Genomic DNA, 25,308 nt, shown 5'->3' on the forward strand with positions numbered 1-25,308 from the left:
TTATCTCCTAAATAATTCAAAACCAAACGCTACTTATTCGGGGTATCGAAGTTTTAAATAAAATTGACGTATTTTCGCATTCTATATTCCTTTTTAATGTAGCTTTTATTATTTCTTAAAGTCTTAACTCAAAAACCTCCGCCAAAATTACCGTTTAAGATAGGCTATTTTCTTGCTTAATGCCTATAATCCATAATCATTATTTTACTTATGAATTTCAAAAAAATACTTTCTACTATTAACCAATGGGGAATTTTCCAATGCCAAATTTTCTTAAATACACTAAAGTTTTACACTCGTATTCCCGTACCAACATGGGTTCATGTCGATGAAAAAATAGGTCGTAAAGTCAATATTTTCCTTCCTGTTATTGGTTGGCTTGTGGGCGGATTTTCTACGGCTGTCTTTTATATTTTCTCTCATGCGTTCAACCCTGAAATTGCCATTTTATTGAGTATCGTTGCGGCAGCTTTAGCGACAGGCGTATTGCATGAAAATGGATTTGCTCACACTTGTGATGGTTTGGGAGAAGGGAAAACTCCCAAAAATATGATTGAGATTATGAAAGATACCAAATTGGGGACATTCGGTACGATGGCACTAATTTTACTTTTAGGTATTAAATTTTTTAGTCTCGAAATTCTTGATAATCAAACACTTATTTGGACAATTTTCATTGCTCATTCATTGAGTAGATTTGTAGCGTTAAGTTTAAACTTCACCCTCGACTATATTTCAGAAGATGCTCCCAAAAATTACGTAATCAATACCAAAATTCATCAAAATGATTTGTTGACGGCTTATATCTTCGCTATTTTTCCTTTATTTTTATACGCTATCATTACCAAAAATTTCTTTTTATTTCTGGTATTTCCTCCACTCATTTTATTACACCTTTACTTTGGTTATTATTTCAAAAAGAAACTCGGCGGCTACACGAATGAGTGCTTTGGAGCAACACAACAAATATCTGAAGTGATTATTTATTTGGTAATTGTAGCTATTTCGACATAATTGGCACCCTAATATTAAGGATTTAGGGGTATTTTCTTCTTCAAAATCTCAATTTGAATTTCATGAACTTTGATAAGTACCGTATTGAGTTCTCCGTTTTTTAAATCTTCCATTGATAAATTGTAGAGTTCTGCAATTTGCTTAAATCTTGCATCGGAAGGCACTCGTTTTCCATTTTCTTTTTGCCAATAAGCAGGTTGAGAAATCCCCATTCTTTCAGCTACGTATTCTTGACTGTATCCGTATATTTCCCGAATTCTTCGGAGTTTGGTCGCTATTTCTTCTATATAATTCATTTATTTTTATGACAGATTAGTATGTTATAACGTTCAAGATACGCACATTTATTCACCAATAACGATTAGAATTCCCTTAGATTTATTCCAATTTTATCCATAATATCTAAAAAATCAGCTTGTAACGGAGCTTCCACCGTGATTTTTTCTTGGGTAAATGGATGCTCAAAAGTTAAGGTTTTTGCGTGAAGAAGCATCGTATTTAAGCCAAATTTTTCTTCAAACATTTTATTATGTTTACATTCTCCATGCGTTTTGTCGCCAATCAAATAATGACGTAATTGTGCAAAATGTCTTCTAATTTGGTGTGTTCTGCCTGTTTTGGGAGAAATTTCTGCCAACGAATATCTTGATTTTGGATAACGACTCACTTCAATATCAAGCTCTACTTTTTGCAAACACCGAAAATGAGTTACTGCTTCCTTCAAAATTCCTTTGTCGTTTTCTAGTGGGCGGTCGGTCATTCCTTCATCGGGCAAGTAACCTCTAACCAAAGCTAAATACGTTTTCTCGCAAGATTGGGATTCAAACTGTTTTTTTATTATTTGGTCAGCTTCTTTAGATAAAGCAAATAATAAAACACCGCCCGTTTTTCTATCAATTCTATGGCAGGGACTCACCCAATGATTCAGTTGATCACGGAGCAATTGTAAGGCAAAAACACTTTCATCAGCAGCAATGGGCGAACGATGGACTAATAAATTATGAGGTTTATTGATGGCAACGAGATGTTCGTCCTGATAAAGAATTTGAAGGGGTGTTTCGAGCATTTTTGTTATTAAAGGATGATAATTTCATAAAATTACTCATTGCTGATGATGAAAGCGGGGATTGAGGGGGAATTTTAAAATTAGGTACTGGCTGAGAAGTCAGTATAAATTGATGTTTGTTTATGGAAATATCTACCATCGCATCACGATGGTAGATAATGAATCACGTTAATTTGGTAATTAAACAATAGTATTATTTTTCACTTATTTCAAATTGAATGGCAAGTACCAATTGCTTTTATCCATCAATTTTGTTCTGACAGCCTCCGCATTTGGATTATTTGCTTTTCTGAGTTTATCGTAAATTTTATCGGCTAAAAATGCAGGGTCATTTCTTCTATTGGCAATTCTTAATAAATCCGCCCAACGTTGTCCTTCGTAAGCTAATTCTAAACCCGATTCTTGAATCAATGAGTTTTCAATCGAAATGGTACTGTCTCCAACCACTGGTACCGACTGCAAATATGCTCTTCCTCTGATACCCGTATTTCTATACCAAGAAGCTCTAAAAGCTGGATTATCTCCGTTTCTTGCATCAAAATCATACGGTGGAACATCAAAGGTGTTCATTAATCTTGTTTTATCAGCAGACGCTCCATTGTAGGTGCTTCCAATTCCCTGATTCATTAGTGCGAACGCTAACTTACGACGACCATCACGATTGGCGGCTTCGGCAAATCTTAGGTGCAAGGTTGCCGCACGATAAAGCCACCATTGCCCTTTCCCGAAATTGGCATTTCCAAGACTTAAAGACGTTGATGGGTCAATATAGTTATAAAGATATTTCATCACAGTAGGTTTACCATTGACGGTTTTATAACTCATTCTTCCACGAGCGTCAAAAGGGAAATTATTGATTTGCCTTTGGCTATTCCACATCGAAATACTTTGCTCTGAAGGCTGTACTTTATTGGTAAATAAGTCGATGAATGGATTTTGAGGATTGAAGGTCGCATCAAAAGGTAATGACCAAATCCATTCGTAGTTATAACCTGCATCGGTATTTCTACGAGCAAAAATTGACCTCCAACCTGTATCGTTATTATCAACTAAAGCATTGACATCGTTTCTACTTGAAGCATAAGCGACTGTCATATCACGAGCATTAGCCTCTGCATATTTAATCTTATATAAACCCAAAAAGATTTCGCCAGTATTGATGTCATAACCCAATCTCGAAGCCGTTTCTAATACCAATTTATACGTAGTAGCCGCCTTTAAATATTGATTATCCCACAGATATAAATCGCCTAATAATACGTGTTTATTGATAAACATTTTGTTCAATAAATAGCCATCAACGGAACTCGCAACTAAGGTATTGGTAGAAGGATACGGATCCATATAAACAGGAGAAATCGTTTCCATTGTTTTGATGAGTTCCTTCACCAAATTTTCTAAAGAAAGTTTTGGAGCGGAGTTCAAGACGCTTAAATCAGCCGTATTTTCAATGGTAGAAGTTGTGTAAGGAACTTCGCCAAAGTGAATACCCACCTGCAAATACACCCATGTACGCAATGAAATTACATCAGCAACACGTTGGTTATATTCTTCCAATTTCATTTTATTGGAATCAAGCATAATCTTGAAATTTTTCAAGATGTCATTACAATTCAAAATCACTTCATAAAATGGGCGTGGGTCGGCATACACATTGCCCGCTTGCACATTATGATTGTTGAGTTGTACCATTTGCTCATCAGCACCACTGCTTACATCCAATAAATCGGCTCTTAACTCATTGAGAATTACGTGCTGTTTTGCCAAATTCATGAATTTACCGTAAAGCCCAATAATGGCAGCATCGGCATCAAAAAGATTACGATATACTTGCTCTTTGGTAAGGGTTTCTTCGGGTTGTAAGTCAAATACTTCTTTGCATGACGAAGTTGCCATTAGCATACTTGAAAGTATTCCAACGTTTAAAAATATTTTCTTTATCGAGAATTTCATAAGTATAATGACGAATAATTGAATGATATATTTAACCCCACCCTAAATCCCTCCCCGATAGGGAGGGACTTAAAAAGAAATGAGATATATTGTTTTGCTCCCCTCCCTGTCGGGGAGGGGTTGGCTTTTACAAACCAATTTTAAGACCTAACTGAAACGATTTTTGGATTGGTTCGAGGGTATTATCAACGCCTTGTCCAAAAATATTATTAGTTGCACTAAATTCTGGGTCATAGCCTAAATATTTGGTAAATGTAACCGCATTGTTAACTGTACCATAGAATGTTAGGTATTTCACCATGCTTGCATCCAATGGCAGATTATACGAAAGCGTAATGGCTCTTACTCTAAAATACGAACCGTCTTCTATCCAACGACTTGAAAAACGGCTATTGCCCATTGGGTCATTCATTGAGGCTCTCGGAATAGAAGTTACTTGTCCATCTCCTCTCCAACGATTCAAAACTGCTTGTGTCTGATTATTTTGATTCGACATTGATTCTAAAGCACTACGAGTATAATTGAAAATACTGTTGCCCGAAACAAACGTACAAAGTGCATCTAAAGTCCAGTTTTTGAATGAAACACGATTGACTACCGAACCGAATAAATCTGGCGTTGGATTACCAATGGCTTGTTTGTCTTTTTCATCAATAATTTTATCGCCATTTACATCTACAAATTTCATATCACCACCTTTAAATGGCATCAATGAACCGTCTGGACGCTTGGTTTGTAAACCTGCGGCACTCGCTTCAGCATCAGAAGTATAAACGCCTTGAGCAGATAAACCGTAGAAAAGATTGGGAGCTTGTCCGACTTTAGAAATATATGAAGCCGAACCGTAAGTAGTAACCGTATTATCGTCAGGTAATTTGGTAAGTGTTGACTGGTTTTTTCCCAAAGTCACCCCAAAATCCCATTTTAAGTTTACATGATTAATTGCCTTGATATTCAAAGAAACATCCAAACCTTTGGTTTCCATTGAACCATTGTTAGTCAATAAATACGAAATGCCAGAAGTAGTTGGTAATTTCTCCATCGTCAACATATCATTGGTTTTGTTGTTGAAGAAGTCCACCGAAAGGTTAATTTTTTCGTTGAACAATGACGCATCAATGCCAAAATTGGTTTTGGTGATAGTTTCCCATTTCAATCCAGCATTACCAATATTTCCACGAACTAATCCTTGCATTCCTAATAAATTCTGAACAACATAATATTGGCGAGAAGCATAATTTCCGATGTCGTCATTGCCTACGCTACCCCAAGAAGCACGAAGTTTCAATAAATCAAAAGGAGAATTTGCCATGAATTTTTCTGATGAAACAATCCACGCACCTGAAATAGAAGGCATTAAAGCGGTTGGAGAACCTCCAATTTTGAAACCTTCAGAAACAGCCTCTTTCCCAAATCTCGACGACGCATCCATTGCCATGTTAAATGCCAAGAAATATTTGTCTGAAATATTATAATCTAAACTGACATAAGTATTTAACCAGTTTGAAGTTCCAATGCCTCCGCTGATTTTGTTCAATAATCTTTGTCCATTGCCAACGGTTACTAATTCATCCGTTGCTGAGTTGAAACCTAAAATTTGGTCTTGTTCCACCCGACTATTTAAAAATCTTGCTCCAACTCTTGCCGATAATGAATGAATATCTTTAAAGGTCTGATTATAAGAAAAATACGTATCGTTGAATAAATTAAATAGACGTTTTGTTTGTGAGCCTAATTTGTTTTCAGCCAAATAAAGCCCTAAAGTATCGCTCAAAATACCACGTTTCGGTACAAAACGATTTTCTTTAATTTTATCGAAAATCAAACCAATTGTATTTCCCCAATGAAGTGTTTTGCTTAATTCATAATCAAAATTGATTGTTCCTGCAAAACGATATGAACGATTGGACGCTGACATCGTTTGTGCTGCCACCGTTGGGTTTCCGACATTGAAAATATCTTCGTCCGATAAATCTGGAGAAGCTATCCCAAGACTTGAAATATCATGGTCGCTCAAAAATGGTGCTTTCGTCAATGATAAAAAGATAGGATTTGTTTTTGAAGCAAAACCTAAATCTTTTACCGTAGCTTCATTGAAAGAGAAACTTAAATTGGTCGTTGCTTTTAAACGGCGACTCAAATTCAAATCTGCATTGAAACGTGTGCTGTATTTACTTAAATCTGACCCAGCTAAAGCCGTTTGATTTTTGGCATAATTTAGCGAAAGAGCATATTTTGCGATGTTATCACCACCAGTTACTTTCAAATACATATTTGACATTTGCTGATTGGCGAACATTTTGTCTTGCCAATTAGTATTGTTATGATACTGATAATAACTCGCCGACGATTTATCATCATTCATAAATGGCAATGACTGAATCAAGTCCGTCGTTGCACCGCCCGATTTATACAAGTCTGACAAATAAGTACGATAATCGCTTACGTTCAACACGGGCAAAGCTTTGGGAGCGGCATTCATGCCACCATAAACTGCCAAATCAATTTTTGTTCCTAATTCTTTGGCTCTTGCCGTAGTGATTAAAATAACACCATTAGCGGCTTTTGTACCATAAATTGCGGCTGCCGAAGCATCTTTCAACACCGTAATATTACTAATATCACGAATATCAATATTTGCCAAAGGATTATCAATGTAATTACTAATCAATGAGTTACCGTATTGACTATTGTCGTACATCATGTTATCCACAATAATCAAAGGCTGATTGGTTGCTTGCATTGACGACAATCCACGAAGCATCAAATTGGCTCCAGAATTAGCAATTCCTGAGTGACGAGTTACATTTAAGCCTGCAATTTTTCCTTGCAAATAACTATCTGGGCTATCCGTTGCTCTTGACCAAGTGTCTGTTAATTGAACTGAAACGGCTGCCGAAGTAAGACGATTACCTGAAACTGCATTAATTGGAAGAGCAATTTCTTGATTGAAAGAAGGATGACCTTCTTCGTTTAGACTCACTTTTAGGTCTTTTCTTCCCGCAATAAAAACTTCTTTTGACTGATAACCAGCCATTTCTACTACTACCGAAACAGAATAGTTTGGTACTAATAATTTAAAAACACCATTATCATCAGTGATAGCGGTTGTGGCTTGTTTGTAATATACTCTCGCTCCCATCAATGGCTTTTGGGTAACGGCATCAGAAATAAGTCCTGATATTTGATTGGTATATTTTGCCTTCTGAGTTAGGACTACCACATCACCTTGAGCAAAAATGCCCGTAGTAATGAGTAAGAAGCTAATCATTAAGTATGTTATTTTCTGAGATGCTCGCATAAAATTAATTTTATTGAATATGTCTTTTATAAAACGGGTACTAACCTTACGTAATCCAATACGATAGGCGTTGTTCCACTGCCTTGCAGGAATATGTCTAAAGTACCATATTTGTTGGTTGTGTATTCTCCGAGAAGTACCTCTGAGAAATTATTGAGTGTAACCGTTACATTCGCAAAAGTGGTATTGGTTACATTTCCCATTGCCAAACGTTGAGTCAGCGTTACAGGAGGCGTTACGCCACTACTCGTATAATTTGGTCTTGTTTGGTCGTTTACTGCTACCCAATACACTTTATATTTAGCGGCAGGTACTTGCGGAATTCTGTATCTTACCCAAAAATTGGCTACTCCATGTCCTGCAAATAAAATATGCTTAGAAAGTGAATTAGTGGTCGGGTGTTTCTTTTCTAATACCGCAAAAGTAGCCGTAGAAATACTTTGCATAAAGGTGCTATTACCTTCTGCTTCTACTACAATTGGTTGTATTTTTTCTTGTAATTTAAAATCAACCTTATTGAATACATACGCAATACCATTACTTAATTTGATGGTTTTCACAATGGCTGTTGTATTCAATGGAATTTCAACGCCAAACTTTGATTTGAGAACCGCTGGCAATTTATCAGGAGTATAATAACCCTCAACCGCTAAGTCTTTTACAACATTCCAAGCTGAAGCATTATAGGTACTGTCAGCAGTAGAGGTCTTGAAAAACGGACTTACCTTCGTAAGCTCAGTTGTAAATGCTTGGTCGTTCAAAATAAAATACGTGTATTGTTTCGACTCATCGTTTAGGTCATAAACGGCATCAGTAAATAGATTTTTGAGTTCAAAACCGCTTCCTGGTCTATAAATCGGGCGACCTGTTGTTCCGCTAATACTATCCACAATTGCTTTTGAAGCATTGAAAGAATAATACGCCAAATTGGCAATTAATTTATTCTGAGCGTATTCATCTTTAGCACCATTGATATATGTCCAAACGCTTGGTAAAACGGGTGAATATTTATCAAGAATGTGTAATACTCCGTTGCCCACATAAGTATTAGCCGTTGAAATGGGAGATTCTCCCAATGCTCCTTTCGTAAGCGTAGCGTATTTCCCGTTTAATAATTTGATGCTTGTTTCTGTGCTGCCAGAAGGCATCGGATAAGATTGTAGGGCAATATGATTTCCGACAAATGCTTTGATAGAGGCACTATCTTTTAAACTTGCCATGTCAAAACCTTCTAAGGCTTTGTTGGAAGGAGCAAAAACAGTATAATTTTGAGACGCACTAATGAGTTTGTCATAGCCACTTTTCACTAATAGCTCTTGAAATTTACTCAAATCAGACTGTGAGGCTATTTGCTCCGCAAGGCTTCGTCCTAAAGCCGCATCGGTTAGGCTTATACGGTCATCCCATTTTTCACAAGAAAGCGAAATAAAGCTGATGACAAGTATTAGGAAATATGTATATTTTTTAATCATTTTCTCTTGAGTTAAATCGTTTTTTATCAGCTAAAACTATATTCATAGAGGATTTCGGTAGGATAAAACGCAAAATCCTCTATGGTTTTATTTAGGGAACCATTAAGCCTGATTGTGTAAATCTTGGACTTAGTTGGTTCATATCGACTGGAATAAATTGAATTAAATCGACGTTATTGGTATTTTGTCCACCGCCACCAATGGCTTGCATACGAAGGTTATGGCGGTCGGTTGTTTTAATATCAATTGTTCCTAACAGTCTTCCGCAAGCAAAAAGAGAGGTTACATTGTTCATGTACATTTTCCAACCTAAAGATTCTAACTCTCCTGGTGTTCCCGTTGGAGCTTGGTCGGTAAAAGTGACTGGTCTTGGCAAAGGTTCTCCGTTTACACTTACTTGAACAATATTGACAGACCCACCCGTTGTACCCAATGAACCTGACTGTTTTTGAGCTCTGTAACAAATCCAAACTTTATATTTTCCTTTTACAATTAAAGGCGTTTTCATTTCAATCCAGTTACTTCTGGCTGCGTTTCCAAGTCCCAACGGAATTTGCAAACAGTCATTAAAATAAGTAGTGGCAGTAACTCCTCCTGTTCCATAAACGTAAGAGATGTTGTTCATTTGCCACGACCAGTCTTTGATTGACCCCATCGTAAAAGCATAACCTTGTTTACGGAAATAAGCAGGTAGTTTACGAATCTCTGGGAAGTCGGATACTTTCCAATGAATTGGCGTTGGCTTACGGAATTTGACTACAAAGTGCGTATTGGTATTATGAAGTACACCGTTAGTTGCGGCATTGTCACTTAATGTTCTATCCAGTTCAACACCAGGTTCGTAAGTTCCGTTGAAATCAACATCATTTAATAAAACAGTTTGACCGTCTAATTTGGACGTTACCACTTCCAATGGTACTTTCGTTAAATGCGATGCCGCCGAAATAATATCGGCTAAATACTTGATACCTGGAAGAATATGGTAAGCCATATAAATATTCAAACTATCCGTTTTCAAGCGAGGATTTCCTGTAGTTGAGTATCGTTTTTTCAAGGCATCATAAGTGGCAAAACCTGCTTTATTTAATACTGCGTTAGATTCTACAATAATCGTTGACCAACGTTTTGATAAATCTTCATCAACCACTTTCAAAGAATCGTAATAACCTGTTTCTTTGAGTGCCTGCGTAAAAATGGAATAATTAGGATTTGATTCTATCATTCCAGAAAGTGATGATTTGGCAGGTTGTAATGTTTTGTCGATGATATGTAAAATACCATTTCCAACGATGATATTCGACTCCGTAACAGATGCTTGACGATTGACACTAAAACTCGAAATACCATTTTCAAAAGAAACCCCACCTACCAAATACTGTCCGTACATGGTAATTAATGGCAATTTTCCATCTTTGAAAGATTTGGTCGTGAGGGTATCACGAATGATATGAATTTTGGCAATATCCTTTGCTTCTTCAACCGTTAGTTGGTCGGCAGAAGTTTTATTGATGCCCTTCAAAAATGCTTGCACACCTGCATTGGTTGGTACAAACATTGTGTACGCTCCATAAGCATCCAAAAAACTGGCGTAGCCCGCTCGGTCGAGAATAGTTGCAAAATCTGAATATTTGTCTGGATATTTCCTCAAATAACTATACATATTCACATCGGTAGTGGTTGTTTCTACGATTTGAATCTCTGTACAACCTAATAAGTACAAACTTCCGAAGATAGTTGTCATTAGGATGAATATAGATTTTGATATTTTTTTCATTACTTTATTTGAATTGAAAATGCTGTAAGAGTCTGAAAGTCAAAAGCTTCTTAAGTCATAAGGAGGATAAAACACTTTTAAAACTCAACGTTTTATGACTTCTAACTCAATCTCTATTTGTAAAATGGATTCTGTACCAAGTTTTTATCTGTCTGTAATTCGTACTGATAAATTGGCAAATAATGACTGTTGAAATCTTTGTATTTAGCGATTGCAGATTGTTGTCTATCTGGCGGAGCAGCTCTTGAAATCATTTCAAGCATGATATCTAATCGTTTGTATTTATTACGTTTAGCGTGACGAAGCACATCATACCAGCGTTTTCCTTCAAAAGCAAATTCTCTGGCACGTTCAGCCAAGATAAAATCAGCCACTGCTTCTGCATTGGTTGGGTCTGGGTTTTCATTGGTCAATTCCAAAGCGGTGGCTCTGTTTCTAATTGTTCCAACAATTGCCAAAGCCTCTGCTCCACGATTGAGCAATGCTAATGCCTCCGCTTTCATCAGTAAAATATCGGCATAACGATAAACCATCCAATGAGCAGTATAATCTTCAATGGCTCGTGCTTGAGTAGCATTGATGCCCGAATATTTCCAAATCATACCATCTGTTGCTCTCACAGAAGCTTCTGGACCTCTTAAATCTCTTTTAGTATCGTCGGTAAAATCTTGCGTATAAACATAATCCATCACATAGGCATTGGCACTGAAACGACGTGGATTGGCAAATAATGGATAAAACTCATTTAACCTTTGACGGTCAAATTGTAATTCAAAAATGCTTTCATTAGAATTTCCTTGCACAAAAACTGTATTGAAAAACCGAGAACCTTCAATCAATCCAAACTTAGCACTTTTCGTAATTTTATCGCAAGCAGTCAATGCTTCTGCATATTTTTCCATCCACAAATACACATCTGCTTGAATGGCATTAACGGTATAACGAGTAATTCGTCCTTTGTCTGAAGCCGTATTTCCGTAAGTCAATGGAGCGTCGGGTTCGGCTTCATTCAAATCCTTCACAATTTGGTCTAAAACCTCCGCTTGCGTATTTTTAGGAATTTGCTGAATTTCTTCATCGGTACTGGTTGACTTCAATTTCAAAGGAACATCTCCGAAAGTACGAGCCAAATAAAAGTACATTAATGCTCTAATTGCCTTCGCTTCTGCTACATAACTGTTGAGTGATGCTTGCGTAAAAGTTTTGTCGTTTTCCAAAACCGCAGGAGCAAAATCAATGACCGTATTACAATAGTTAATGATTTGATAAACGGTTCTCCAGTTGGTGATTCCGTTACTTGCCAATACGTTGACATTCATAATGTCGAGGTCTTCGGCACGGGTTGCAAATGTTGTTGTGAGCATATCGGCACGAAGTTCTCCCCACAAAAACAAATTAACGACTAAGCTATTTCCTCCCAAAGAACTAACAGCTGTAATACTGGTTGAACTTGGAGCAAGCATTGAGGCATAAATTCCTGACATTCCCGCTTGCACTTGTTCTTTGGTTTTCCAAAATTTATCTTTCGTGATACCATCTTGTGGCTGTAAATCAAGCCAATTATCACACGACGTAGGTATGATAAGGAGTAGTAAACACACTGAACTATGAAGTAGTTTTTTTAACATTTTTTTAAATATTTTACTTTAAAATATATGCTTTAAAATATTTTTCGAGGAACAATTTTTTGGGGAACTTCCCGAAAGTAAAAATAACTTTCGGGAAGTAGAAGTAACTTATTAAGCAGTGTACCTAACAACTATTTATTCCCTTAAAACGAAGAAGTTAAACCAATAGTAATCGTTTTAGAAGGTGGAGTCATTGAGTAATCAATCGCTACTCTGAATGGGTCACCTCCACGCATCGAAACCTCTGGGTCTTGTCCTTGATAATTAGTCCATGTAAATAAATTTTCTGCTGTCAGATAACCACTTAGGTTTTTGACTTTCAACAAATCGTTTATTTTTTTAGAGAAAGTATAACGAACCGTTAAAGTACGGAAACGAACAAACGAAGCATCTTCCACATAACGACTTGAACCTAACCAGTTATAACCCGTTCCAAATAATGCTCTTGGTACATTGGTTACATCCCCTTCTTTTCTCCATCTTGAAAGCACCTCTGTACTTTGATTGTCGTAACCATACATGGCAGTTGTCGCCATTCTTGTACCATTTACTACGTCATAATCAGAACGAAAGTTGAAGAAAGCCGTTAGTTTCAATCGTTGTTTGTAAGTGATTGTTCCACCAAAACCACCTGTTAAAGCAGGGTTACTATTGCCCAAATACACAATATCCATATAATTGATATTTCCATCGTGGTTGATGTCTTCGTACATGGCATCGCCAGGTTGGAAAGTATAATCTGTTGCAGGATAGTTAAATCTCATATAAACACCTTGTCCGTCTGGCGTGATGATTGGCTCACCGTTTTTCCCTTTAGCAATTGTTGAGTTTTTATCTTTATAAACTCCTGTGTACTTAAATCCATAAAATGAACCGAAAGGGTTATTTTCTTGCATATAAGTTTTGTACTCACCATTGGCAGTAATATTTCCTCTGGTACGTGGGTATAAATCAGAAATTTCACGGATTACATTGATATTTCTTGATACGTTCATGTTCAAATCAACCTGCCAATTTTTAGATTTGTAAGGCGTAAGACCCAAGTTTAATTCCCAACCTAAGTTATCCATCGTGCCAACGTTCATGTTTACACTATTGAAACCCGTAAATGATGAAATTTGAAGACCGTTAAAGAATAGATTTTCGGTACGGTTGGCGTATAATTCAGCATCAATTGTAATTTTTTTCTTGAACATCGACAGGTTTAAACCTAAGTTTTTTCCTGTAATGGTTTCCCAACGTAAGTTTTTCAACTCCATAGAAGCAGGTACTACGCCCGCTTGACCCAAGTATGACCAACCCAAAGTGGCATAAGTGCTAAAGAAAGTATAATCATATCTCGGTGCATTTCCACTTTGTCCATAACTGGCTCTCAAACCCAAATTATCAACAAAACTCTCGAAAGGTCGCATGAACGGTTCATCCGAAATGTTCCATTTTGCCGATACCGATGGGAACAATCCATAACGATACGCTGGACCAAATTTTGAACTTCCATCCGCTCTAATACCTACGTCGATGATGTATTTTTCCTTGAATCCATAGTGCATATTCCAAAGTAAACCAACCGAACGAGTTTGATTGATAGACGATGAAAGTACAGAAGATGTCTGACGAGCTACACTGGTAATATCTTGTAGTAAGTCAGAAGCCGTATTGGGTACAGAAGCTTGTTGAGAAATGCTTTTTATATCAGAAGTATTCAACACCCAGAGACTGGTTAAATCGTGTTTTGTATTTTTGATTTTTGGAGTATAAATCAAAGCCGTTTTTGTTGTGATACCAAAAACATCTACGTCTCCATCATAAGCCAAGTTTACGTTTGAACTCGTCCAAGTTTGTCCTGTTGCAATTTGTGGAAGGAACGACTGACTTTTGGTATTATTAATGTCAAATTGAACATCAAATGAAGCCATCAAAACGGCTGGCTTCAAGTCGTACTGTAATTGAAAGTGAGGAATAATTCTTTCAGAAATAATATTATTTTTGGCACTCAAAGCCATAGCCACAGGGTTATAAGTACCTGTATAACCTCCCTGAATATTTCTGAATGGTGAAAAATAATTAGGAGAAATTACGCCATATTCGTTGTACTCAAAAACGCTCATGTTTGGCATTTTTTTGTAGGCAATATTTCTGATTTGGTCTGACGAACTATTTGAATTCACATAATTACGGTCATTATCAGAATGCGTAAACGAAAGGTCAGTTTTGAAACGAATACGATTTGAAACGTTATAATCAAGGTTAATACGTGTATTTAAACGGTCTAAACCTGTTCCAATCGTTGTACCTTGTTGATTGAAGTACCCAAATGAAGCAAAATATTTAGCTTTTTCCCCACCACCAGTAATCGAAATATTATGGTCTTGGGCATTTCCTAACTGCGTAATTTCCTTTATCCAATCGGTATTATTGCTATAATTGTTATACCAATAAGGGTCGTTGGGGTCATATTGAAATTCTTTAACACTTTGAGTATTAAGTGGTACACCATTTCTATTCATGTATTCTTCAGGAATAAGCATTGAATATTGGTCGCCCGATAACATCGGAATAGCAGAAGGTTGTTTTGAAAGTGACCCCTTAAAAGTGTAAGTAATCAATGGTTTACCAATGCTACCACGCTTTGTATTAATTACTACAACTCCGTTTGCAGCTCTTGAACCCCACATAGCAGTGGCGGCGGCATCTTTCAAAATAGTAATATTTTTGATGTCCGTTGGAGCAAGATTTAATAAAGCAGCATAACCCAATTCATCGGCAGTACCAAAGTTAAAGTCAGAAGGAATGGCAGTTTCATAAGGCATTCCGTCCACTACTACCATTGGGTCAACGGCTGAGTTGATTGATGAAGTACCTCTAATTCTGATTTGCATACCTGCTCCTGGGTCACCTGAGCTGGCGGTAATATCCACACCTGCCAAACGCCCTTGAAGCATTTGGTCAATAGATGAACCTTGCATTTCTTCAATCTGTTTGATGTCAATTTTAGAAACTGCCATCGTATTGCTACGGTCTGAGTGTGAAACTAATCCGTTGTCGTTTCGTTGTGCCGAAACCACTACTTCTTCAATTTCACTATCGGTAGATTCCAGTAAAACGGTGATATTTTTTTTCCCGTTTATAGATACCTTTTGCGATTTGTAACCAATACTCGAAAATGAAAGAAGGTGTACCGTAGAATTCATTCGGAGAACAAAATTACCTTCAATATCGGTTGTAACGCCTTTGATAGTACGATTGTCTTTGTCGAGTTCGGCAACGGTTGCCCCAATCACGGGCGAATTGTCTTTGGAGTCTATGACTTTTCCTCTAACAATATTTGTGGGGGCGGGAGTTTGTGCGGAGGCGTAATAGCCTTGCGTCCAGATTGCCCCAATAATCAACAATAATTTAGTAAATATTTTCATTCGCTTTAAGTTTCAATTAACGACTCAATATAAAATGTTGATAAATATCCCTTTTTAAGAATAGCTATTACTCACTGATTTACAGCGACTTAAACCCAATAACTAAACCCTAATTTCTATTTATTATGGTTTTAAATAATTATCCATTAAGTGGATGACCGCACGGTTGGAAAGATTGTTACTTTTAGCAACATTCACTACCGATTTACGGCTGTTTCTATCTGTTACTTGCATCGCTCCTACCGAATTGATAACCGTCACTCTGATTCCATCGCCTGTGTTATCTTTCAATAGCGTTTCCATCGAACCTGATTCTTTACCATCTGGAATCAATGATTTTTTATTCAAAACATGATATGAAATGAAATTCAAAACTTTCAACTTATCGTCGTTGGTGGTAGGATTAAAATTCGGAGTTTTTATGCTTCCTGTACCTGTTCCTGGTAAAACACCTGCATTAACTGCCGCTTGAATAGCCGCATTATCAGGTACAAAGACTGTATAGAATGACCCAGAAGCCGTCCCTGTGATTTCGCCTGTTGTGGCATTATAAGTATTTGATGAGTTTTTAAGGAATTGCCAAAAGAAGTTAAATGGCGAAGTTGTAGCAGTTCCCAACAATTCTATATGCTTTCCAATATTTAATGCTGTAAAATTCAGTAATCCATCTGTATAATAAACCTTACCATTTGAAGCCGTTTTTGAGCCTAAAATGGTTAATGATTTATTGGCATCAACTAAACCCGCTGAAAAAACTTTATTTTGTGAAAACTTAATATATTCACCATTAGAAGCATCAATGATTCCGTCCTTGCTCAAATTATCCAATTCATTATTTTGCGTAGGAATCACACTGGTTGCTACCATTCTCAATAAGTTGTTTCTGTTCACATCACCAACTGTACGTGTGGTTGTTCCTGGAGCAGTATATCCCCATTCATTTTTTGCTCCGTCATAATCATAACCTGCGGTCTTGAAGGCATCGTCACTCATCATGAAAACGGTATAATTGAATTTTGGATTAAGAATGGTTGGTCTTAAATCCAAATTCAATAAACGGGTCATAATTGAATATTTTGGGTCGAGATACGCTTTGGCATAAACCGTACTGAAAACATTGGTTTCCTGTACTTTATTGGTTCCGTAGAAGAACCCGTTACTCAATATTTTTTTATCAACAATATTGGCAGCAGGGTCGAAACGAGCTTCTTCACCAAAACCATTAAATGACGTTTTGAATTTACTTGGCCAAACACCTGAAGCCCACAAGTGAGCATTTAATAAATCGGCAATAACACTTGAAGGAACAACGTCTAAAGAAGTATAATTTTCAAGAATTACGTTTTTGAGAAAAGGTTGTAGCGTTTCGTTAGTTGGCACAAAAATACTCCAAGCCTCCTGTTGACCGTCGTTATCGGCAAATTTGGCGTAATTTTCATTATTTGGCCAAAACGTAAGTGCTTGTTTTGAATATGATTTGATATAAACTTGGTCGCTTTTCCCCGTTAAAATCTGGTATTTTTTCGTTGCCTCTGCATTTGGAATAAAATTGACTGCATATTTTTCCAAAATCTTCTTAAACTCACTGTATTCGGGTTTGTTACGCAAATATTCTTCGATAGAAGGTTGTGCCGTAAAAACGTTATCAACTTCGTGAATCATACCGTTTTCTGCAACAATATCCTTAGTTACAACCTTTGAATCCATTACATTAAAGCCTGTATATGACACCGCTGGATAGAAATAATTGTAGTCAGCCGCAGAAAGTCCTTTATCAGCAAAATAATTATCGGTGAAATACGATAAATATTTATTGTTGTTATCGGCAGTCGAATAAAATGTTGAATTTCTGTTTGATGCAACTGTTTTTACAGGTGTTCCCTCAAAAGTTTGGTCAGTATAAAAGCCTGTGTAATAAGCAGTTCTTCTTCTAAATGCCTTCGACGGAACCCAGCCAATAGTCGATTGATAGTCGTCTAATCTGTCTTTGTCAAAGGCATTATAAACCAATAAGTATTGGATTAGCTCACGTGCTTTTGTAGAGTCAATTGTTCCGATTGTCAGGCTATTTTTTTGAAAATACTTCGTAAATGCTTCGTCATTTGGAGCAAACATTGTCCAATAACCTGCACTACTCAGGGTACGTTGGTAGCCACTTTTATCAATGACTTGCAAAAGTGTATTGAAGTTTTTCTTAGCCTGTAATTGTTGGTAAATGGGCGGTTCTAATCCCGCAGGACGTGCGTAAATGTCTAACTCTTCTCGTGTGCAACTCACCAACGAACTGAAAGCCACAAAAAGGATAAAAAATGTACGCATTTGGTATTGGTGTTTCATACGTTATTGATTGTAATTTTTATAAATTTTCTTCGTTAAGTACAATTTAATTTTAACTATTTTTATTCTACTCTTAATCAAATTACTGTTAAGATTTTATTTACTCTACCAAAAGATTATGAGAAATTCGTAAGGCTTTAAAGAAATCAGACAATCACCTTACGAATTTTATAGGAATAAATTGGATATCGAAAATTACCCAATTTGAGTTTATTCAACCTTTTTGTTACGTTTTCTAATCTGTCTTTCCGTCAAAACAAACTTGTTGATTTTGCAATCTTTCAAGGTCTTTACGCCCTCGATTACCGTTGCAGCATTGAGTTTTGCTCCTGCATGGTTTGTGTGTGTATGGTCAGTTGGGAAGAAATCAGCTTTCAATTTTGCTTCATTCGATAATTCGTATTTTGTTGCGACCAACTCATTCAAATCTACAAAAAAAGCTCCTGCCGTTTGGGCTGATTCTAATGCCCATTTGGTGTAGCCATCTCTTGGAATTTTACCTTCTTTCCAAACATTGCGTGGTACTGGTGAAAATACGATGGCAGTTGCTCCCTTTTCATTGGTTTCAGTGATGTATTTTCGCATATACCAACCATAAGAATGTACGATTTCATGCTTTTTGGTGAGCATATTATCAATTTCTTGGGTTTCTTCGCCCGTTCCTTTGATACTGCCTCTTGCTCGGGTGGTATCATTAATAGCACCTCCGTCGTTATGTCCAAATTGCATCATGACGTAATCTCCTTTTTTAAGATTTTTCAAGATTTTCTCCCAACGTCCTTCCGTCAAAAATGTACGGCTGCTTCTGCCACCTATGGCATGGTTTTCAATATGGATTTTAGTTGTATCGAAGTGTTCGTAAACGAGACTTCCCCAGCCCCATTGTCCGTCTGAACCTTTTCCAGAACCATTTTTCACGGTTGAATCACCGATGATATAAAGCGTTGGTTTGGTTTTTTGTTTGGCACTTATTAAGCAAATACAGCTTAAAATCAAGAAAATATATTTTTTCATTTTATGTAGCACAGACTTTAGTCTGTAATTAAAATAGACAGACTAAAGTCTGTGTTACTTCATCTTATAAACCTCCGCTCCTGCTAAAAGGAAACAGCCAACGCCAAAATCATCGAAGTTTGGCACTTTTTCAAACGACAACGGCTGACCATCTTTTGGTTCTTTTCCTGTTCCTTGTACGTAACCCAAAAATCCGTTTGGATGCACACAATCTTTAATCATGGCATTCATGGCTTTGGCAACGATTGGCTTATATGTTTTTTTGCTAATCAAGCCTTTGTTAATTCCCCAAGCCATTCCATAAGCAAATAATGCAGTTCCTGTTAATTCTTTTCCTCCAAAATCAGTTTCGTCCATTAAGCTCACATTCCAAAAACCATCTTTTCTTTGTAATGCAGGCAAAGCCTTCATCATTTCTAAGTAGGTTTTCAAATATTCTTCACGATGTGGAGCATTTTTGGGCATAATATCTAATACTCGCACCAAAGCAGCAACCACCCAACCATCACCACGTGACCAATAGCAACTTTTGCCAGCGGGTGTTACGTAAGGTGGGTCAAAATCTTTATCTCTGTACCAAAGCTTTTCTACTGGATTATACAAACCTTTGTCTCCATGTACATTTTTTGTGTACATATACATCTGATACATTTTTTCATAATAGCGATTGTCCTTATAGATTACCCCCAACTGAGCAAAAACGGGCATTGCCATTTGCAACGCATCAATCCACGACCAATCATCAATTTTTTCACTATTGACCATGTAATCCATGCTCTCTTTGATGTCTTTGATACGCTCTGGTTTTGGGTCAATCATGTACAAATCAATATAGGTTTGTCCACAACATTGGTCATCGCCATTTCTGGTTTTTGTTCCATTTCTGAGTCCCCATTTGTGGGCTTCTCCCCAAGCAACGGCATAGTCATAATAGCGTTTTTGCTTATCAACTTTGTAAAGTGCCATCAATCCTTCATAATAAACGCCACGAGTCCAAATATTGCTTGGACGAGTTTTGTCTGACGACCAAATGGGTTTACTAACATCCGACCATTCGGTCATGAAATAATCATTAGCAGCGGTAATTGCTTTTAAAACCTCCTGTTTTTTAGGCATATTTTGTGCATCTGAATTGATGCTTAATGCCATGATAATTAGCCCAATACTAAGGGTTTTGAGATACATGTATGTTTGTTTGTTCATATTTTAACATGGTTATTTATTTCGTAACAGAGGCTTAACCTGTAAATAACAATCTTGATTTACAGACTGAAGTTTGTGTTACAAAAAACGTCACCTAAATAATCTACTCTTTCACAATCTTTAAAGAGTCATTTCCTTGTGCTGATTCTATTTGAATAATGTAAATGCCAGTTGGTATTTTTGCCCCTATTTCACATTCATCTTTGCAAGAATGACTTTCTACTTTTCTACCATTCGTTGTAATAATTGAATAGGTAAATTTGCCTTGCATCTTTAACTGAAATGAATGTCTTGAAGGATTTGGGAAAACCGTTGCTTTGTGCGTAATATTCTCGTCAATACCTGTTATTATTTGTGAACTTTCTTTAGCAACCAACTGAATATTAGGCTTTGGCGGTTTATTCATGCCATCGCCTAAATAAAAACTTGGATGCGGTGGCTGATTGTATGCCGAATTTTGCCAAGCAATTGCCACTCTATATTGTGGGTCGTGCATGAGCGTATAAATGCGATTCGTTGCAGGAATAGTCGTTGTGAAAATTCTTAATGACGTATTATCCGTTTTTCTAAGAATTACCTCTTCCCGCCAATCACCCAAAATATCAGCACTCAAACTTGGCGTTGCTTTTGTTCCATTGTTGGACGAATAATCGGTTGCGGTTAAAATTCTATTAGATTTTCCGTTCAAATAATCCCATTTATCAATATGATTTCCGTCTAATAATTCACGAGAAAGGTCAGCATCCCACCAAACAGCAAAATTCATAGAAGGTCTTGCCGTTCCAATTGAATTTCCTTTACAATCATATAATCCACCTATTGAACCCCAACACTCATAACCTTTATAGCGTGGGTCAATATCAATGGCTAAAGCACGACCAATATCTTTGTTTTCACCATCTACACCCCAAAGTGGTGTACCTGTTTTGGCATCTCTAAATTCAAGACCATAAGCTCCATATTTGGAAGGACTTTCATGTGACTGCCAAATTTCCTGTCCTTCACGGTCTGGATTCATATCGGTCATGTGAAGTGCATCACCATGTCCTAAATGATTTTCGTACAATCCTTTTCCGTCGTCATCAATGGCACTACTTCCATTAATAATTTCATCTTTACCATCGCCATCAACATCGCCAACGGTCATTTGGTGATTGCCCTGATATTCGTAATTTTTATTGTTATTATCACTGTCAAAAACCCAACGAGAAGTTAATTTTCCATCACGCCAATCCCAAGCGGCTCTTACCAAACGAGTATAATAACCACGCCCCATGATAAGGCTTGGGCGTTTCCCGTCTAAATAAGCAACGGCAGCAATGTATCTATCAACTCTATTTCCGTAACTATCTCCCCAACTTTCAACCGTTCCACGAGCAGGCAAATAATCAGTTGTTGCCATTGCTTCGCCAGTTTGTCCATTGAAAATTGTCAAAAATTCGGGTCCAGAAAGTACGTAACCTGATTTATTACGATAGTCGGCTTTCTCATCACCAATTAATTTTCCTTTTCCATCAATTGTTCCATCGGCAGTTTTACAAGCAATTTCTGCTTTTCCATCAGAATCAAAATCATAGACCATAAACTGGGTATAATGAGCTCCTGCACGGATATTTTTGCCTAAATCAATTCGCCACAATTGGGTTCCATCCAACTTTAGGGCATCTAAATAAACATTACCTGTATAACCACTTTGCGAATTATCCTTTGCATTTGAAGGGTCCCATTTCAAAATTATTTCATATTCCCCATCTCCATCTACATCGCCAACGCTACAATCATTGGCATTGTAGGTGTATGCTACACCATCGGGCGTTGTGCCACCTGCGGGAGCTTTCAGCGAAATATCTAAATAAGCTTGTTCCCAAATTTTGGCTTGTTCAGAATCTTTTTGTTCTATATTATTGATGATTGCACGAACGGTATAAATGGCATTACTGCCCGAATTATCAATAAAATTTGTACTGATAACGACAGGCGAAGTATTCAATTTGACACCATCTCTATAAACATTGAAAGTGGTTGATTCTGCTTCTGTCCCTAATAAACGCCAGCTCAAAAATACCTGAGTTGGACTTGTACGCACGGCTATTAATCCACGATTGAGGTTTTCAACAAACCGCTGACCTTGACAAATAGTGGCAAAAAATAGAAATACGAGGAAAAAACGAACGTGCATTAGTTAAATGTATATTTAGAGTTTTGTGTTTTAGATTTCAAAACATTAACCGCCGACAGGGTTTTGCAACCGCTGTCGGGGTCATGTAAATTATCCCAATTTTACTATAGTTAATGCTTTATAAATTTGATAATATTTTATCTAAAGTGTTATTTTGACACGTTCAGGGTCATAATAACATTTAATTTCCATCTGGCTTAATAACTGGAATTGCTGGACTTGCAGGAAAATCCCATGTTTGTAAGTTATCTGGAAAATGTGGGTCAAAAGAATTTGTTTGTACTAAATACTTTGAAATCGGCAATTGTATTTTTTTAATTTGCTCAACAATACATTTTGCCAATTGATACGCTCCATAATTACTAAAATGAGTATTATCTGCAATGGCTTTTTCTTGATTTGGATACACACCTGCGGGTACATGAACAAATGCTTTTTGGGATTCTTCTACACCCATACTTTCCCAAAGAATTTTACTGACAGCGTTTAGGTCTATTAAAGGGACATTATACTCTTGTGCGGTCAATCTCATTGCTTCTGGAAAATCTCCAAGTGTATTGATAATTTTACCATTTGCATCAAAATTTCGACGGTGCATGGATGTAACCAATACTGGATTACCTCCTTTCTTACGAGTTTTCTCTATAAAGTCTTTCAGCAAATTTCTATACTCAACAAAAGGTCTAAAATCCTTAATTTTCTGGTCGTTATGAGCAAATTCAATAAACAAATAGTCTCCTTTTTTCATTTGAGACAATATTTTTTCTAATCTATTTTCACTCACAAAACTTTTCAATGACTCTCCCGACTCGGCATGATTGGCAATGGCAACTTTATGAGCATTAAAGAATCTTGGAATCATTTGTCCCCATGCCGAAAAAGGCTCTTGCACTTGGTCAACTACCGTTGAATTACCTGCTAAAAATACCGTAATCGCCTTGTTATTGGGTATTATTTCAATACTTTTCACGGCAGGTTTCTTTCCACAAAACTCAAATGTTAGTTGATTATCCCAATGCAAATAAGTTGATTCTCTTGGTTTCAGATTAACGCTTTTTGTCTCATCAATCTTTGCATTCCGCAGATTAACTGTAAATGTTTTTGTTATCGTTTCACCTTTACTTGCTTGTATTTTTTCAAGAACCAATCTCCTGTTTTCTACTTTAATAGTCGTTTCTGAATCGTCGGTATTACTCCCAAAGCATACTTTTACATCATAATTTCCTTCGGATAAATCAAAGGTAAAAAAGTGGTTATTTGTCCCTTTTACATAACCATAAGGTTGAGTAGAGCTATAAAGTTGTTCGGAAGTAACTGCGACAAATCCTTTTTTATTAAGTGCCTCAAAATTGAATTTTTGAGGCACTTGAGCAAATGAAAAATGGGAAATTAACCCAATTAAGAAAATTATTTTTTTCATTTTTGTAACAATTGAACCGAGCTATCATTTATCTCAAACTTCTTACTTTTTAATAGATTTATCACCTCTGCACCAGCTAAAATTACAGGGCCGTAACCATGTGCGGCAAATGGACTGATTGGACGATGATAGTAAAAAGCAGGGTCAAAACCCATTCCTGTACCCACACAAGTTCCATCTACTTGACCTTTTTCTGTGATTTTAGTCGCTACGGCATTCCAACCTAAAAGTGCCATTGGAGCATAAGCAAGCCCATCTATCCAACCACGATTGATGGCACGGGCGATAGCGAATGTATAAATTGCCGTTGCTGATGTTTCAAGATATGAATCTTCACGGTCAAGTAATTGATGCCAAAAACCTGAGCCTGATTGATAGCCTGTTAAACCTTTTACATGAGCTTTCAACAATGCCAAAATTTCAGGACGAGCAGGGTGATTTTCTGGTAAAACTTCTAACAATTCAACCTTAGTAAGAATTGCCCAACCGTTGGCTCTTGCCCAGTGAAATTGTGGATGTTCTGTCATTCCTTCAATCCAACCGTGCATATATACGTTTTTGTCTTTATTGAACATCTTTTTAGAAAAAGACAATACTTGACGTGCGGCTTCGTCGTAATATTTTTTGTCGCCTGTAAGTTTTCCCATTTGAGCCAAAGCAGGAATCCCCATAAACATATCATCTAACCAAAGTGAGTTTGGTTGTGGACGATTTCTTGCTAATGTACCATCTTTTAAACGGTGTTCTTTATTGAGAATATAGTCTATATGCGAATCAATTAATGGGCGAAAATTAGATTTACTTCCCTCACGAGAAGTCTTAATCATGGCAGCACACATGGCACCACAATCATCCAAAGCGTGCGGTGTCAGTAAACCCTTCAAAGGTCCTTTTGTTCCCCAATCTGCGTGTTCTTCCGTTGTTTTTTTGAAAAATGGAGCGGCATTGGCAATAAATTGTAATCTTTTTTCTGAATATTCCTTAAAACGTCCATCACCTGTAGCTTGGCTTGCTAATAACATAGCTCCGTAAGTAACCCCCCATTCATAACTTACAATTCTGAAATCGCCTTTTTTCAAAGCAGTATATTCATCTAATTTTGATAAATCTGTAACGGTTTCACCAGTTTTTGAATTGATAAATTCGGCAGGTGTTACCTCATTCAAATAAGCATGAATTTTATCTAAAGAGCCTTTTATTTCTTCTGTTTTAGGAATACCATAATTAATTGGATAATCAGGTCTTAATAAATGCAAGGGAGTATTAGAATCATTTGCATTGGTAACATTTCTTTGTGCATAAAGACCTGTCGAACTAACTAAAAGCGTAAAAATTAAAACGATGTTTTTTTTCATTTTTTGATTTTGCTTGGTCTAACCCTAAATATTAGAATTGTACAGCTAAATAGACCATTTCCTTTGAAAAATTATATTTATTCATCAAAAATACTAAAAGAGCCTGCTTTCGCCATCCTGTACTCTACTACCTTATGAGGTTAGTTATTGTATGATATTATCAACTTTTCTGTACTAAA

At 36.8% G+C, this 25,308-nt stretch carries 15 protein-coding genes; 1 reads left to right on the plus strand and 14 read right to left on the minus strand.

The features are described 5' to 3' along the window. The first annotated feature begins 210 nt into the window (after positions 1 to 210). The gene (locus VB796_RS10410) at positions 211 to 1,014 is read left to right on the plus strand and encodes an adenosylcobinamide-GDP ribazoletransferase (protein ID WP_323346474.1); all 804 of its coding nucleotides are present in this window, start codon (positions 211 to 213) and stop codon (positions 1,012 to 1,014) included. Between the two features lie 14 nt (positions 1,015 to 1,028). Here VB796_RS10410 and VB796_RS10415 read toward each other — a convergent pair whose 3' ends face one another. From VB796_RS10415 to VB796_RS10480, 14 genes are all read right to left on the minus strand, one after another. After that, positions 1,029 to 1,310, minus strand: a complete 282-nt coding sequence (locus tag VB796_RS10415) for a helix-turn-helix transcriptional regulator (RefSeq protein ID WP_323346475.1) — start codon at positions 1,308 to 1,310, stop codon at positions 1,029 to 1,031. Between the two features lie 65 nt (positions 1,311 to 1,375). Continuing rightward, positions 1,376 to 2,080 carry a pseudouridine synthase gene (locus VB796_RS10420; protein WP_323346476.1) on the minus strand — a complete coding sequence of 235 codons (705 nt, stop codon included), beginning with the start codon at positions 2,078 to 2,080 and terminating at the stop codon, positions 1,376 to 1,378. 204 nt (positions 2,081 to 2,284) lie between these two features. Next, on the minus strand, positions 2,285 to 4,033 hold the full coding sequence (locus tag VB796_RS10425; protein WP_323346477.1) for a RagB/SusD family nutrient uptake outer membrane protein: 1,749 nt from the start codon (positions 4,031 to 4,033) through the stop codon (positions 2,285 to 2,287). 127 nt (positions 4,034 to 4,160) lie between these two features. Next, entirely contained in the window at positions 4,161 to 7,334 is a 3,174-nt protein-coding gene (locus VB796_RS10430; RefSeq protein ID WP_323346478.1) for a SusC/RagA family TonB-linked outer membrane protein, read from the minus strand. 26 nt (positions 7,335 to 7,360) lie between these two features. Continuing rightward, a complete protein-coding gene (locus VB796_RS10435; RefSeq protein WP_323346479.1) occupies positions 7,361 to 8,806 on the minus strand; it encodes a fasciclin domain-containing protein in 1,446 nt (481 codons plus the stop codon). A gap of 91 nt (positions 8,807 to 8,897) precedes the next feature. Beyond that, a complete protein-coding gene (locus tag VB796_RS10440) occupies positions 8,898 to 10,547 on the minus strand; it encodes a fasciclin domain-containing protein (protein ID WP_323346480.1) in 1,650 nt (549 codons plus the stop codon). A 146-nt stretch (positions 10,548 to 10,693) separates the two neighbouring features. Further along, positions 10,694 to 12,208: a RagB/SusD family nutrient uptake outer membrane protein gene (locus tag VB796_RS10445; protein ID WP_323346481.1), complete on the minus strand. Its 1,515-nt coding sequence runs from the start codon at positions 12,206 to 12,208 to the stop codon at positions 10,694 to 10,696. A gap of 143 nt (positions 12,209 to 12,351) precedes the next feature. Further along, positions 12,352 to 15,621, minus strand: coding sequence for a SusC/RagA family TonB-linked outer membrane protein (locus VB796_RS10450; RefSeq protein ID WP_323346482.1), 3,270 nt, complete (start codon positions 15,619 to 15,621; stop codon positions 12,352 to 12,354). 123 nt (positions 15,622 to 15,744) lie between these two features. Next, entirely contained in the window at positions 15,745 to 17,958 is a 2,214-nt protein-coding gene (locus VB796_RS10455) for a fasciclin domain-containing protein (protein ID WP_323346483.1), read from the minus strand. Between the two features lie 210 nt (positions 17,959 to 18,168). Beyond that, entirely contained in the window at positions 18,169 to 18,972 is an 804-nt protein-coding gene (locus VB796_RS10460) for a rhamnogalacturonan acetylesterase (RefSeq protein ID WP_323346484.1), read from the minus strand. A 54-nt stretch (positions 18,973 to 19,026) separates the two neighbouring features. Continuing rightward, positions 19,027 to 20,175, minus strand: coding sequence for a glycoside hydrolase family 88 protein (locus tag VB796_RS10465; protein ID WP_416233523.1), 1,149 nt, complete (start codon positions 20,173 to 20,175; stop codon positions 19,027 to 19,029). 103 nt (positions 20,176 to 20,278) lie between these two features. Further along, positions 20,279 to 22,354: a T9SS type A sorting domain-containing protein gene (locus tag VB796_RS10470; protein ID WP_323346485.1), complete on the minus strand. Its 2,076-nt coding sequence runs from the start codon at positions 22,352 to 22,354 to the stop codon at positions 20,279 to 20,281. Between the two features lie 181 nt (positions 22,355 to 22,535). Next, entirely contained in the window at positions 22,536 to 23,774 is a 1,239-nt protein-coding gene (locus VB796_RS10475) for a rhamnogalacturonan acetylesterase (RefSeq protein WP_323346486.1), read from the minus strand. Continuing rightward, positions 23,771 to 25,129: a glycoside hydrolase family 88 protein gene (locus VB796_RS10480; RefSeq protein WP_323346487.1), complete on the minus strand. Its 1,359-nt coding sequence runs from the start codon at positions 25,127 to 25,129 to the stop codon at positions 23,771 to 23,773. The genes VB796_RS10475 and VB796_RS10480 overlap by 4 nt, the downstream gene beginning before the upstream one ends. Positions 25,130 to 25,308: the final 179 nt, after the last annotated feature.

This window comes from Arcicella sp. LKC2W (assembly GCF_034931005.1).
GTDB lineage: Bacteria > Bacteroidota > Bacteroidia > Cytophagales > Spirosomataceae > Arcicella.